At 69.3% G+C, this 13,483-nt stretch carries 14 protein-coding genes and 2 pseudogenes; 12 read left to right on the top strand and 4 right to left on the bottom strand.

The window, feature by feature from the left end; translation table 11 throughout:
- Both ACFVDM_RS11920 and ACFVDM_RS11925 read left to right on the top strand, forming a co-directional pair.
- Window positions 1-77 (top strand): annotated as a pseudogene (locus ACFVDM_RS11920) (adenine phosphoribosyltransferase); the annotation flags it as partial.
- Between the two features lie 166 nt (window positions 78-243).
- Window positions 244-705 carry an SRPBCC family protein gene (locus tag ACFVDM_RS11925; RefSeq protein WP_383636652.1) on the top strand — a complete coding sequence of 154 codons (462 nt, stop codon included), beginning with the start codon at window positions 244-246 and terminating at the stop codon, window positions 703-705.
- Between the two features lie 467 nt (window positions 706-1,172).
- On the opposite strand, the gene ACFVDM_RS11930 is transcribed toward ACFVDM_RS11925, so the two are convergent.
- Both ACFVDM_RS11930 and ACFVDM_RS11935 read right to left on the bottom strand, forming a co-directional pair.
- Window positions 1,173-1,958: a GNAT family N-acetyltransferase gene (locus ACFVDM_RS11930; RefSeq protein WP_383636655.1), complete on the bottom strand. Its 786-nt coding sequence runs from the start codon at window positions 1,956-1,958 to the stop codon at window positions 1,173-1,175.
- A 140-nt stretch (window positions 1,959-2,098) separates the two neighbouring features.
- The gene (locus tag ACFVDM_RS11935; RefSeq protein ID WP_383636658.1) at window positions 2,099-2,548 is read right to left on the bottom strand and encodes a GNAT family N-acetyltransferase; all 450 of its coding nucleotides are present in this window, start codon (window positions 2,546-2,548) and stop codon (window positions 2,099-2,101) included.
- Between the two features lie 150 nt (window positions 2,549-2,698).
- Here ACFVDM_RS11935 and ACFVDM_RS11940 point away from each other — a divergent pair, with 150 nt between their 5' ends.
- The 7 genes and pseudogenes from ACFVDM_RS11940 to ACFVDM_RS11970 all read left to right on the top strand — a co-directional run.
- Window positions 2,699-3,205 (top strand): hypothetical protein, encoded by a 507-nt coding sequence (locus tag ACFVDM_RS11940; protein WP_383636662.1) that lies wholly within the window; start codon window positions 2,699-2,701, stop codon window positions 3,203-3,205.
- Between the two features lie 757 nt (window positions 3,206-3,962).
- Window positions 3,963-4,496 (top strand): kinase, encoded by a 534-nt coding sequence (locus ACFVDM_RS11945; protein ID WP_383636816.1) that lies wholly within the window; start codon window positions 3,963-3,965, stop codon window positions 4,494-4,496.
- 542 nt (window positions 4,497-5,038) lie between these two features.
- The gene (locus tag ACFVDM_RS11950; RefSeq protein WP_383636665.1) at window positions 5,039-5,899 is read left to right on the top strand and encodes a universal stress protein; all 861 of its coding nucleotides are present in this window, start codon (window positions 5,039-5,041) and stop codon (window positions 5,897-5,899) included.
- Between the two features lie 579 nt (window positions 5,900-6,478).
- A complete protein-coding gene (locus ACFVDM_RS11955; RefSeq protein ID WP_383636828.1) occupies window positions 6,479-6,730 on the top strand; it encodes a hypothetical protein in 252 nt (83 codons plus the stop codon).
- On the top strand, window positions 6,667-6,831 hold the full coding sequence (locus ACFVDM_RS11960) for an alcohol dehydrogenase catalytic domain-containing protein (protein ID WP_383636668.1): 165 nt from the start codon (window positions 6,667-6,669) through the stop codon (window positions 6,829-6,831). Before ACFVDM_RS11955 ends, ACFVDM_RS11960 begins: the two co-directional genes overlap by 64 nt.
- Complete coding sequence (locus ACFVDM_RS11965) at window positions 6,831-7,517, top strand: zinc-binding dehydrogenase (RefSeq protein WP_383636671.1); 687 nt, start codon at window positions 6,831-6,833, stop codon at window positions 7,515-7,517. Before ACFVDM_RS11960 ends, ACFVDM_RS11965 begins: the two co-directional genes overlap by 1 nt.
- A 518-nt stretch (window positions 7,518-8,035) precedes the next feature.
- Window positions 8,036-8,605 (top strand): annotated as a pseudogene (locus ACFVDM_RS11970) (SDR family NAD(P)-dependent oxidoreductase); the annotation flags it as partial.
- A 107-nt stretch (window positions 8,606-8,712) separates the two neighbouring features.
- On the opposite strand, the gene ACFVDM_RS11975 reads toward ACFVDM_RS11970, so the two are convergent.
- Window positions 8,713-8,982: a DUF1905 domain-containing protein gene (locus ACFVDM_RS11975; protein WP_383636674.1), complete on the bottom strand. Its 270-nt coding sequence runs from the start codon at window positions 8,980-8,982 to the stop codon at window positions 8,713-8,715.
- Between the two features lie 279 nt (window positions 8,983-9,261).
- Here ACFVDM_RS11975 and ACFVDM_RS11980 point away from each other — a divergent pair, with 279 nt between their 5' ends.
- On the top strand, window positions 9,262-9,435 hold the full coding sequence (locus ACFVDM_RS11980; RefSeq protein ID WP_383636677.1) for a hypothetical protein: 174 nt from the start codon (window positions 9,262-9,264) through the stop codon (window positions 9,433-9,435).
- 231 nt (window positions 9,436-9,666) lie between these two features.
- Entirely contained in the window at window positions 9,667-10,536 is an 870-nt protein-coding gene (locus ACFVDM_RS11985) for an IS5 family transposase (protein ID WP_383636679.1), read from the top strand.
- A gap of 239 nt (window positions 10,537-10,775) precedes the next feature.
- Here ACFVDM_RS11985 and ACFVDM_RS11990 read toward each other — a convergent pair whose 3' ends face one another.
- Window positions 10,776-11,180: a MerR family transcriptional regulator gene (locus tag ACFVDM_RS11990; RefSeq protein ID WP_383636682.1), complete on the bottom strand. Its 405-nt coding sequence runs from the start codon at window positions 11,178-11,180 to the stop codon at window positions 10,776-10,778.
- Window positions 11,181-11,448: 268 nt separating this feature from the next.
- On the opposite strand from ACFVDM_RS11990, the gene ACFVDM_RS11995 reads away from it, so the two are divergent.
- Entirely contained in the window at window positions 11,449-12,207 is a 759-nt protein-coding gene (locus ACFVDM_RS11995; protein ID WP_383636686.1) for an MBL fold metallo-hydrolase, read from the top strand.
- The last annotated feature ends 1,276 nt before the right edge of the window (window positions 12,208-13,483 follow it).

Here is a 13,483-nt window from a genome sequence, read left to right on the forward strand (position 1 = left end):
GCACCACCGAATCCCTCAGGGAGCTGCTGCTCAGCCGGATCCGCGATGTGGCGGACTACCCGAAGCCGGGCGTGGTCGGCGGGAAGGGGCCGGGCGGCCGGCGCCGGACACCGCCTCGCCCGGACGGCTCACGCCCGGCGCGTTCCCCGGAGGCCGCCGAGGGGCCGGGCTAGTGTCGAGAGGCGCGCCGGAGACGGCGAAACCGTTCTGTCCTCGCCGCTGTCCGTAGGGAGCGTGTTCAGCTTGGCCCGGAACCGTCGTCTGATTCTGAGCACCCCCTCCGAGGTCTGGAGCCTGCTGTCCAACGGGCACCGCTACGGGGAATGGGTGACCGGCACTCAGCAGATCCTCGACGCGGATCCGCACTGGCCCCGGGTGGGCGCCCGGTTGCGCGTCCGTGTCGGCGTCGGCCGACTGGTCGTCGACGACACCTGCGTCGTCCGCATCTGCGAGCCCGAACGCCGACTGGAGCTGGAGGCGAGAGCACAACCGTTCGGCGCGGCCCGCATCGCGATGAAGCTGGTGCCCTGGGGCGACGCCACCCTCTTCATCCTCGACTGGCACGCGCTCCGAGGACCCGGCATCCGGATGCACGGCCTGCCCGTGGACTACCTCGTCGAGATCCGCAACGGCATGATGCTGACCAAGCTGGCCCGGATCGCGGTCCGGGAACACAACCGCGCGCTCGAAGGTGCCCAGGGGTGACACGTGCGTCCGACGACCCCGGAACCCGAACCTGCAAAGAGGGGTGAGCAGGCCGCGAAGCGTCCGCCCTTCGGCGATCGCCCACCATCCGTCTGCGCCGCCGGCCCGGCCCGGCTCGGTCTGCGGTTCAGGCTTGAGCTCTACGACGATGACGGGATGCTGCTGCGGGACATCGCAGCTGGAAACCTGCCAACGCCTCGTGACACAGCTCCTCGGTCGTGCAGACGGCTGCTCTGTGTGCTCTGTTTCGGGTGGAGGCGGGGCGGCGGGGATCGGCGCGGGTCTGCCCGCCGAGGCAGCGCGAAGGCGGAGCGCGGCCATGCCTCGTCCTTACGCCGCGTGGAGGGCGGGTGCGAGGCCCGCGTGGACGTCCTTCACCGAGATCCCTCACCGAGGTCCCTCACGACGTCCACCGCCTCGCCGGCGCCCGAACCGCGGACCGAGGAGCCCCCTTCGGCCGGCTGAGCTCAGGGAGACCAGACATACGGTGTCGTCGTGGTGACCGCATGCAGGCCAAGGCGGGTGAGGATCGGGGCGCTGTCCGATGAGGCGTCGACATAGACGTACGGGACGCCACGGGCGGCGGCGATCTGGGCCCGGTGAGCGACCATGGCCCGGTAGATGCCCTGACCGCGCCATTCCTTGAGGGTCGAGCCGCCCCAGAGGCCGCCGAAGTCGACGTCGTCCTTGAACACCAGCCAGGCAGCGCAGACTACTTCGGAATGTGCTTCGGCAACGAGGACGACCGTGTTCTCCGGGGCGTTCTCGATCCGGGCGGCCAGGTCGTCGGCCAGCCAGCCCCAGTCCTCGCCCCAGACGGTGCTCTCCATGGCGGCGATGCGCTGGAGGTCTGATCCGGCGGTGACACGGCGGAGGGTCACGCCGTCGGGCAGGACGGGTTCGGAGGCCAGGTCCGCTGACCTCCCGATGAGCACGGTCTCCGGCGCCTCGGCGACGAACCCGGCCGCCGTGAGTCGATCCGTGAGGTCGGCGGGGAGATCGTGGGCGCGAGTCTTCCACTCGACCGCCTCACCACGAGCAGCGTAGAAGTCACGCTGCCGCGCTATGAGCGTGTCGAGCTCTTTCCCGCGCACACCGAGGTCGCGTGGCCCGGTGACGAAGCCACGGTGCCAACCGACTACACGGGTCAAAGGCCCGTCCTTCTCGACACGGGCACTGCCGCCCGGCGGTGTGACACCGCGGAGTTGGAGGTCGTACGCGGTGCGGAGCTCGTTGATCAATGCGTCCTTCATGCGAACACCGTACGGGCCGGGTCAAGTGATTGAGCGCCCGTCACACCGCCCGAGCATCGGCCCCGCACTCGCTCACTCAGCCACGGGAGCCCCGAATTCATTGCGGGTCGGCGAGGTGGGCTGAGCATCGCTGCTACGGCTCACGTCTCCCGCTCGATGTAGCGCCGGAAGCCCTGGGCCAACGGCTCGAAACCGCAGGCCGCGTAGAACGTGTGCACATACGCGTCGTCGGCCGCGAGCAACTGCACCTTGTAACATCCGGCCTCCTCGCCCAGCCGCACGGCCGCCTCCAGCAGATGCCGCCCGACGCCCCGGCGACGGCCGGCGCCGGCGACAACGACGTTCTCCACGAAGAGGATGCCCCGGCCGCCCCGGGTCAGGTTCGGCATGACGAGGCAGTCGGCCGTACCCAGCACCGCGTCCTCCGTCTCGGCGATCAGAACGGTCCGTCCCTCCTGGGACGCGATGTGCTTCCAGACGATCTCGGCAGTCTCCCGAGGCAGGTCGGAGTCGTCCGGGTTCAGCTCGCCGTAAAGGGCGAGGAGCGCGGGAAGGTCGTGCCCGGCGGCGAATCGTACGGTGATCTTCATACGTGCACCCTGACATGGGCGCACGCACTCCTGGCGACTCCTGCGTTCTGGTGATCTTCCGTCCGGGGGCGACCCGTTCCGCCCCCGGACGCCGTTACCCGTGGGGTGCGGGCGCGCGGCCCACGCACACGACGAGCAAGGGTGACCCACATGAACCGCAGAAGCATGCTGCAGCTGACCTCGGCGGCTGCGATCGCCGGAGGACTGGTGGCCGGAACGGCCGGAGCCGCCGGCGCCACCACGAGGGCCGACCGCCTGATCACCCTGAAGGGCAGGCGCACGGGCGCAAACATCCCGGACATCCTGACGACCGGAGTCCCGTACTACGTGCGCTACGACCTGACGGATGCCGAGGGCCGCAGCGTGGGCACCGAGAACGCGCACTGCCTGCCCGTGAGCGTGGGACCCGACGGCTCCTACGTCATGGCGACGCTGGTCCTGGCTCTCGAGGACGGCCTGATCACAGCCTCCACCGCATTCCAGCGCCCGCTTCCTGCCGTGACCGAGCTGCCCGTCAACTCACGCCAGTGGACACACGAGTTCGCGATCACCGGCGGCACCGGAAACTACAGGGGCGCGGAGGGCTCGATCACCATCGAACACCTCACCCGCGACGAGGACACGCTCACCGTCACCCTGACGGACGCTGCCGAGTAAACGTGAGCGGTGCAGGCTGCGGGGAGAGCCCGGACCGCCACCACTGAGTCCCGCGCCACCGCAGCGTGCCGGACGCCGTGTTGGCTGAGTGGTGAGTCCCGCGTTCACCTTGGCCGGTGATTCGAACAGCTTGGCAACCACGACTCGGTCGACCGCGTCGGGCGGCCCTTCAGCAGCGAGTCGCCGAGCTGGAGGACGTTGGCGCCGCTGTCCGCACCTGGCTTCGCTGCATGTTGCGGGACGAGAACCGAACCGTACGCAACCGGCCCCAAGCGAGCCGTCCTGCTGAGCCACCGGATACTCGCCCTCATGTCCTTTGCTCCAGATGATGAGATCCGCAGCCGCGAGGAGCTGGCCGCTGTTGTACGCGAGCTGCACCAAGACTTCCTACACCAAGGCCATCAGTGGGCGAACAACACACTCGCCGACTTCCTGGAGGCCCTCGCCGCGTGGGTGGACGACTCCCCGGGGGGGGTATCAGAACTTGGATAAACAGCCGCCAGTGGACGGTGACTGGACCTATTTTGCCCGCGCGCTCCAAGCAGCCAAGATCTACGAGTAGTAGTAGTCCGCAGCCAGACCTCCGACGGCTTGCGTGGCGCTCATGGCACGACCCCGCGTTCCTCGGGCTGTCACGGGTCTTTGAGCTGCGCTCGAAGGCTCCGGAACCCGAGAAGCCGCCGCGCACCCAGCAGCCAGATCTTCCACACTCCGGTCCGGACCGCGTGCAGGGGCCGCCGGTAGGGTCGTGCGCATGATGGTGGGGACCTCGGAAACCCGGCTGGTTCTCCTGCGTGGGAACAGCGCCTCGGGCAAATCGGCGGTGGCGGCGGGGATCCGGGAGCGCTTCGGCCGGGGCCTGGCCCTGGTCAGCCAGGACAACCTCCGCCGGATCGTCCTGCGGGAACGGGACCTTCCCGGCGGCGCGAACATCGGCCTCATCGACACGGTCGCCCGTTACAGCCTTGACGCCGGGTACCACGTCGTCCTCGAAGGCATCCTGTACGCCGACCACTACGGACGGATGCTCCAACAGCTGATCGCCGACCACCGCGGGCACACCCATTGCTATTACCTGGACGTCCCTTTCGCCGAGACCCTGATCAGACACGCGACCAAACCCATCGCGGACGAGGTCGACGAGAGCCAACTGCGCGAGTGGTACAGACCACTGGATCTCCTGCCCGGCAGCGTCGAGAGCGTCATCGACGCCGACAGCGTTCTGGCGGCCACCGTCGTCCGCATCATGAACGACACCGGCCTCGACCGGCTTCCCGCACGGGAGGACTGACCAGCGCCGGGCCGTCGAGGTGGCTGAAACGTGCCACCGACCGTCGACCAACGCGTCGGCGGTTGTTGCCCCGATCTCGTGCGCCACGGAGCCAGGTCGCGACCGTCAGGGTCGCGTTGCCCTCCGCCACGGGCGTGGGGCGGTCGACGGTGGTGCCGTCGCCCAACTGGCCGTTCACGTTCCAGCCGGTGGCCGGCACGCGGATGCACGCAGGTCGGTTGTGCCGGAGGGACGGGTCCGGTCTGACGGGGCTGCGGACTCCGCGTCGCACCTGAGCTATCGGGCGGGTGGGGGACTGCGGACAGGTGGACGCCCCGGCCGGCGAGTCCGAGGGCGGAGACGCGGGCGCGCCACAGGACCCGAACGCGTCATCAGGGGCGAATGGGCATGAACCGCCTACTCTTCGAGGAGCGCCCACCGGTCCGGCGGGCGGGTGGTGCCGCGCCCCTTGCTCGAACACCCCGGGTGTCGTGTCTCCCGTCCGAACCCGTTCGGCCCGGCGCGGCGGACCTTCTGCCGCCCGTCATCAGCGAGGAGACGTTGTGCATCACCCTGTCATCGCCGGAATCGACGGCACGCCGGACAGCCTGCTCGCTGCCGGCTGGGCAGCCGGTGAGGCACGCCGACGGGGCGCGCCGCTCCTGCTGCTGCACGGACACGATCCGTCCTACCTCGCCGATGCCGACACCGAACGCCGGGCCGGCGAGCAGGCTCTCGCGGGTGCCCTGGCCTGGGTGCGCGAGCATTACGACGACGTCGAGGTCGGTGCCGAGCTGGCCGATCTGCCCGCGGCGGACCTGCTGGCGGAGCGGGGCGACGGGGCCCGGATGATTGTCGTCGGGTCTCGCAGACCGGGACCGGTGACCGGATTCCTCCTCGGGTCGGTCGGCCTGCGCGTCATGAGCCGGGCCGCCTGCCCGGTGGTGCTGATCCGTGGCGGCGAGGCCGTCGGGCGTTCACGGAAGGGCGAGGTCGTGGCAGGCGTCCCCGAGGTGGATCACGAGGCGGAGGCGGTCCTGGACTTCGCCTTCCGGGCGGCGGACGCGGACGGCGTCCCGCTGAGGGCGGCTCGGGCGTGGGACCTGCCCTCCATGTTCACGAACCGGTCCGGCGTCCTGGGCCTCTCGAACAGGCCCGCCGAGCTGGAGGAGGAGCACCGCCGGGCACTGGTCACCCTCCTGAAGCCGTGGCGCCGACGCTATCCCGCCGTCACCGTGACCGAACACACTCAGGTGGGGTTCGCCGCCGAGATGCTGGTCTCTCTCGCCGCGGGCGCCCAGCTCCTGGTGGTCGGGCGCAGCAGTGAGGGCAGCCGGTACGTGGGGCACGTCGTCCACTCCGTGCTCCATTTCGCCAACGCTCCGGTCGCCGTCGTCCCCACGAAGGAGACACCTGCCGACTGAGGTTCCTTAGGCTGCCGCGTGGACGTGTCGGCGTAGCCGTGCACCCGGACCTGGGCGGCGGCGAGCACGGCGTAATCGTCGAACGTGCGGGGTCTGGCCGTGTGCGCACCGTAACGAATTCTGTATTCACGAATCTGGGACCGGTGCCGGGTCGGACCCATCTGGCCCGCTTCCGCGCGACGGCCGCGGCAGGGCGGGGTGGGCCGCCGATTCCTGCCGTCCCGCAGTGCGCGCGTCGCCCCGGGAGCGGTGCGCACACGGCGGGACGTTTCCTCGGAACCCGCCGCGTACGGCGGTGACCTTCGCAAGCGGAGCCCAGGGACACGGAGGTGAGCCGCGGCAGTGCGGCATGAGACGAGGACTTCCGGCCGCCGGCCGTCAACCTGCCTCCAGGGCCGTCCTGGAGCGGTCGGCTCCCTCGTACCTCGTACCTCGTACCTCGTACCCGACCCGATTCCCGTTCGTCCGGTGTTCGGCCACGGGGATCACGGTGCTGCGGCCGCGCAGTGTCCGATACGGCGCGTCGCGCCAGCAGGGACGGCGTCCAGTGTCCTGGTCGCCCTGTGAGAAGGAGTGGGAATGAAGGCCGCACGGTTCTACGGCAAGGAAGACGTTCGCATCGAGGAGGTGCCGGAGCCCAGCCCCGGACCCGGGCAGGTGAAGCTCCGCAACGCTTTCGCCGGCATCAGCGGTTCCGATCTGCACTTCTACTTCTTTCCGGAATCGCTGCCTTTCGACCTGGACCACCGCATCCCCTCACAGGTGCCTTGCTGCCGCAGATACTCGGCCACGAGTTCGCCGGCACCGTCGTCGAGGTCGGCGACGGTGTGACGGATGTGAAGGCGGGTGACCTCGGCGCCGTATACCCCTCGCGGTCTCCTGCGGCGAGTGCGGGGCCTGCCGCAACGGGCTGCCCTTCTCCTGCCGGCTGATGGGTGCGCTCGGGTCGAACGTCGATGGCGGCGGCCTGGCGGAGTTCACCCTGGTCGACGCCTCGAAGCTGCATGTGCTGCCGGACGGCGTCGACCTGCGTATGGGCGCGCTCGTCGAACCGATGGCGGCGGGCCGGCACGCCGTGTCGCGCAGCGGTGTGCAGGCGGGCGGCAGCGCGCTCGTCGCCGGGGCCGGTCCGGTCGGGATCGGCACCTGGTTCGCGCTCAAGGCCCGTGGTGTGGAGAAGGTCCTGGTCCCCGAGCCCAGCGCGGACCGCCGTGCCGTCATGGACGCCCTGGGCGCCCGGACCGTCGATCCGGTGAACGAGGACCTCGCGGCCGCCGTCGCCGCGCTCACCGGCGGTGACGGAGTGGACGCCGCAGGAGCGGGCCCGGCGATCACGTCCGCGCTGGCGGGTCTGGTTCCCGGCGGCCGTCCGGTGGTCGTCGCACTGCACGAGCACCCCATGGACTTCCAGCCCACGCAGCTCATGATGGGTGAGACGGAGATCGTCGGAGCGGTCGGATACCGGCCCGAGGAGTTCGACGCGGTCATCGCGGCCATGGCCGACGGGGTCTACGACACCACCGGCTGGGTGCAGGAACTGCCGTGGGACGGCTTCACCGACGCCCTCCACTCGCTGCGCGCCGGCGTCGGCGGAAAGGTTCTCCTGAAGGTCGGCTGATCGTTCACGGAAAGGTCCGGTGCCGACGGCCTGCGGGCCCGTCCGCACCGGACCGCCGCATGCCTGGTGGGCGGGGTGCGCGAACGGCGGGGGACACGGCTCCGGACCGCAGCGTTCGGCGGTTCTCCGCGCGGCACCCCGCCCACGACGATGGGCTTCCGCCGAGTCCAGGCGATCGAGATCACACCTCACAGATCAGGGAACCCCGATGTCCGACAACCTTCCGCGACCGCCGTTCGACCCCGAACTGGAGGCCGTTCTCGCGGTCCTCGCCGACCGGATTCCACCGACCCTGACCGCGGAGATGATCCCGGACATGCGCCGGTCGTCGCCACCCGGTGCCGGCCGACGTCCCGGCTCGCTCTCCCACAGGATCTCGGGCAACCGGCCGCTTCGGCCCACTCAGAGTCCCTCGACGAAGCGGAGACCGCCTTGAAGTGGCCGCCAGGCAGAACAGTCCTCGTCACCGGCGCCACATACGGAATCGGCTTTGAGGCCGCCCGGCGCTCGCCGCCGGAGCGAAGGTCGTGCTCGTAGACATCCGAGAAGCGCGCCTGGCGGAAGCCGAGAAGTCCGTGCGGGACGGCGGCGGCACGATCCTCGCCTTCCGCTTCGACACCAGCCGGACCGAGCAGTGGGAGCGCATGGCCGACCGGGCCGAGGAGGCGCTCCGACCGATCCCGATCCGCTGCAACGTCGTCGGCGTGAACGGCGGCACGACGGCCGATCGCACACCGCCTCAGGGCTGGCGGTGGGTCCACGCCGTCAACCTCGACGTGCAGTCCGCCTCCGTGGCGGCGTTCCTGCCGCGCTGCCAGAGCCGCGGCGGCCGCAGCCATATCCTCAACACCTCGTCCATCTCCGGTCTGACCCCCATGGCAGGAGTCGCCGCCCACACCTCCTCGAAGTTCGTGAGCGTGGGCCTGTCGATGGCCCTGCGCGAGGAACTTGCCGGCACGAACGTCCGCCTCTCCCCGCTCGACCCCGGCGCGGTCGCCACGCCGATCACCTTCAACGCCGGCGCCGCCGCGGCCAAGCTGCTCGCCCGCGAGATGGACACTGCCGTCGCTGGAGCGCTCTCCTTCTAGCCCCCGGGTGGCCTCCGCTCCATCGAGCGGGGCCCGCCCGCGTACACGTCCTGCCACCGTGCATCGTGCCGGGGGCGCACCGACTGGGAGAGCAATCGATCCTGACGTCAGGCGTTCAATCGCGCCTCCAGGCGGACGGTCACGGTGTCCCCTTCCTCCTTGCCGATCGCCTTGCGCACGTCCGCCTTCACCGGCAGCTTGTGTGTGCCGTCCCCGAGAGCCATGAACGAACTCTGGAACGGATGGCCGTCGATCGTGCCTCGGACCTTCACCAGGCCGCGGGTGCCGAAGAACTCTGCCGAGTCGGGCCACACGACGTAGGTCCAGCCGCCCTTGTTCGGGCTCTTCTGCAGGGTCGCGGTGAACTGCTTGTCCATCACGGATACCTCCGGTTCAGGAGCTGTCGACGAGGATGCCCTGCTCCTTCTCGTGCCGCCGCTTCTTTGTTGTTCACCAGGTAAGACGGAGGCAGGCGGGGAAAATCATCGCCGGCCACCAAGTGCGACCGGAGCAGGGTCCGTCAACAGGGCCAACGTCGCCTGGACCGCCGGCAGGTCCAGCGTCTGGTGAACGGTGCGACAGCTCTCTGGGATCGGCCGAGAGAGCCCCGTCCCCGGAACGCCGGCGCTTTCGGCGAAATGACGCCCGGGGAGTGGATGGCCTCCGACGAAGCACGGATGGAGACGATCCAGACCGCGGGGTCCTATCCGACCCTGTCCAATCTCTTCGGCCAGGTGGAGTTCGACCTCGAACTCGACACACTCTTCGCAGCCGGACTCTCCTGGGCGCTGGACGGAATCGCCTCGCTCATCGGCCAGTCCCGTGGCTGAGAGGTCGTTTTCATCTTGAGTGCCATTCTTTAGGTCGGTTTGCGCCTCTCGTCGAAGTGTTGCCGGTGGGGCTGTAGTGGTCGTTCTGCCTGGTGGGGCCGGTGGTGTGTCAGGTGGGGCGGGAGCCTGCTTGCGCCTGTCTCATTCCAGGACGCCCAGGTCTGTCCCGTGCTTCGACACGGCGGGTTGCACGCCTGGGCGCACGCCCCCAGCTGGCGGTATGCCCAGTTCATGACGGAACGACGTGCGTATCCAAGTGACTTGTCCGATGCGCGCTGGGAGTTGATCGAGCCGGTGCTGTCCGCATGGCGCTTCGAGCGCCGTGGTCGGGCCCTGGACTTCGGCCGGCCTCCACGGCATGACCTGCGCGAAATCATGAACGCGATCCTCTACGTGGACCGCACCGGCTGCCAGTGGGCCTATCTCCCACATGACTTCCCGCCGCATCAGAGTGTCTACGGCTACTTCGCCAGGTGGCAGAAGGACGGTGTCTTCGCCCAGCTCAACGGCCTGCTCAGAGAGTTGGTGCGCCAGCAGGAGGGGAAGAGCGCCGAGCCGACGGCCTGCGTGATCGACGCGCAGAGTGTCAAGACCTCAACCTCCGTCCCCGCCAAGAGTCAGGGCATCGACGCGGGCAAAAAGATCGTAGGTCGCAAACGCAGCATCGTCACCGACACCCTCGGCCTGCTCCTGGCGGTCCTGGTCACCGCGGCCGGCGTCCAGGACTCCGCCGCCGGGCAAACCCTCTTGAACCAAGTCGCCGCGGACCATCCCGGCCTGCGGAAAGTCTGGGCCGACGGCGGCTACCGCCAGCACCTAGTCGAACACGCCGCCGCCCTCGGCATCGACATGGAAATCACCGCCCGCAAGCCCGGGACCCGGGGCTTCACACCCATCCCGAAGCGGTGGGCGGTCGAGCGGACCTACGGCCGGCTCATGCTCCACCGCCGCCTGGCCCGCGACTACGAAACCCACCCACACCGCTCCGAAGCCATGATCCACCTCGCCATGACCGACCTCATGGCCCGCCGCCTCACCGGCGAAAACACCATCTCCTGGCGCGACCCGACACCAGCACATCAAAGCCGCATACCGGGATGAAACAACAGGATGAAACGACCTCTCAGCCAAGGCCGCCTCCAACCCACTCGTCGTCTCTGGCACAGCCAGACAGTCTCACGCCCCACAGAGATGACCGAATCCCGAGCAGAGGCTGCTGCCCAGACGCTTGACGAAGAACATAGAGGCCCCCGAACCACTACCGCGCTCGCCCCACATGCCCAACGCCGACGTGGTGACCCGGCTTATTACGGCTGTGCTGTACGCGTTCTCATGCTGTGTCACTGAGTGATCGCTGGCAGCGCGCGCCGCTCCACCAGGGCGGAGCACTCCGGACAGTCGGAGATGACCGGGTGTACGCAGTGCACGAGGTGGGCCAGGAACCGGTCAGCCAGTTCGAGGTTCGTGATGTGTTCGGCGATCCGGGCGCGCTTCGCGTTGACCAGGCCGATGCGGTCGGCTCGTTCTCCTGCGGCGAGTTCACCGATCTCGGCGAGGGACAGCCCGGCCCGCTGGCTGATTTGGATCAGGCGGGCCTGGCCGATGGTCTGGTCGTCGTAGACGCGATGCCCGGAGGGCAGCCGACGCGGGGTGAGCAGTCCGATGTTCTCCCAGTGTCGCAGGACATGGGTCGCCACTCCGAGCAGGGCTGCCGCACCGCCGATCTTCAACTCCACTGTGGACATCACGCTCCTTTACTTCAGGTCGGCCTGAAGTTATACCGTCCCGTCATCGAACCCACCACCCGATCGCGAGAGGGACAGGGCTGCCATGTCCGACGCTGTGAAATCACCGACGCTGGCCGCATGCTGTGGCGCGGTCGCAAGCCTGGCCACGGGTCTTGTTCGTCCCCGACGCCGCGACCAGCGGTTTCTGCACAGCTTGACCGACACGGGGCTACCGGACACAGCGGTTTCGGTCACCGTGTCCGCACTGAGACAGGTGCCACGATCCGTGCCCACCGCGCTGATCGTGGAGGGATTGCGGCAACCGAGGCGCATCGAAAACTCGCTGCAGTCGTTCGTGATCACCCACCCGGAAGCGACGTTCATCGTGGATCCGGGCGTCTGCGTGGATGTCGACAGCCGCGCCATTGCGGAACTGCCGCCGTTCCTGCGGGCCGCAGTGCGTCCCCCGGCAGACACCGTCGCCACCGTTACCGCGCTGCACGAGCGGCCGGGCCCCCGCCTGGACTTCGCGCTGCCGACGCACACGCATTGGGACCACGTATGCGGACTCCTCGATCTTCCCGAACTGCCAGTACACCTGCACCGCCGCGAACACGACTGGGTCATGCAAGGCTCGATCGCGCCCGTGGGCGGCGTCCGCGAGGCCCTGCGCGGCCGGGGCACCGTCCAGTACGAACTGGACGGCCCGCCGATCCTCACTTTTACCGCCAGCCACGACCTCTTCGGCGACGGTTCCGTCGTGCTCGTCGACCTCGCGGGACACACCCCTGGCAGCGTGGGAGTTCTGGCGCACACGGCAGCAGGCTGGGTGCTGCTCGCCGGCGACGCCGCCTGGCACACCGACCAGATCGAGCTCATCCGGCAAAAGGCCGGCTACCCCGGCAAACTCGCCGACGAAGACCGGCACGAGACCTTCCGGACGCTGCACCGCCTGTACGCCGTCAAGGACCGAGTCACGATTATCCCGACGCACGACCACCGCGCGGCCCAGCAGCTGCGGTTGACGCCGGAGCGGAAGGTGTAGCTGCCCGGGGGCGGGCGGGGGGTGGTGATGGTGTAGTCGGAGACGTACGAGCAGGTGTAGATGCCGCTGCCGGGTTCGCTGGAGGCCCGGTGCGTGATCGCGGGGAAGGCCACAGGGGTTTGGTCGGCTCGGGCATCGGAGTAGTAGACGGTGACCGGCACGGCCGGGAACCGGTGGTGCCTTGGGCGTCGGTGACGGTATTTCTTGACGGTGCCGGTGTACGCGGTGCTGGCGATCTTGCGGGGTGGTGATGGTGTACTTCCGGCCGGTGGTGCAGGGGAGGCCGTCCAAGGCGCAACTGACGCCCGCGCCGCCGTTGGCGTCACCCCGCCAGTTCGGGTGGAGGGGAGTCGCGCCGGGGCGTCGACGCGCCCGTTGGGGTGGGGCTGGTGGCCGCAGTGACCGGCCGACACCGCCGCGTTCGGCCAGCCAGAACCCCTCACCCCGCCCGCTCCGCTCACAGGCGCCCGCGTCGGCCGCCGCCCGCCCTGCAGAACCCCCGCAACTGCGGCCTCGCCGGCCGACTGCCCGGTCACCACCCCCCCGCAACCTTGATAGTCGCCGAACTCCACCGGGCCGGGATTGGCCACCGGCTCGGCTTCCGGACCGAGGTCGGACACCGACTCGGCAACTGCTTCGTGCAGCGGGCGGACCTGGTGGTCCGCGCGCCGGAGGCCGGGGTGCCGGTGCTGCTGGTGGAGGTCGACCGCCGTACCGATGACGCGCACGACCTGGTGGCGAAGCTGTGCCGGTACTGGGAATGGGGCCTGCTGCCGAAGGACGCGGACAAGCGCACCGTCGACCTGGTCCGCTCGCGGCCGGACGCGATCGGACCAGGTCGTCGGCCACGAGCAGCGGCTGTGGTGCGGGGTCTACCCACCGACCGACCGCGAGGGCCTGGTCCCTCTCGCGTTCGTGTTCGCGGACACCACGACCACGAAGGTTGCCAACACGGTCACCGGTTGGAGGAGGCCGGCCGCCGCTACTGGGCGCCGCGCTGCTACGACACCCTCTACGAGAACGCCACCAGCTCGCGCGACTGCCGCCGAGGTGGTGCCCGTCGTCGTCACCACCCTGGCGCAGTTCCAGGAGCACGGCGCGGACGCGGCGATGTGGCGGCGCCTGGCCCGACCTCGCCCACGGCGTCCGAGTAGATGTGGAAGGCCGCGTTCGACAAGCTCGACGGTCACGCCATCTACCGCGCTCGGCAGGCCCGCGCTGGCTTTGTTCACTTCTAGGGGTTCTGGCTCAGGTTATGTGGTGCCGACACGGTGGG

Origin of the sequence: Streptomyces sp. NPDC057682 (assembly GCF_042799575.1) — a bacterium.
Lineage (GTDB): Bacteria > Actinomycetota > Actinomycetes > Streptomycetales > Streptomycetaceae > Streptomyces.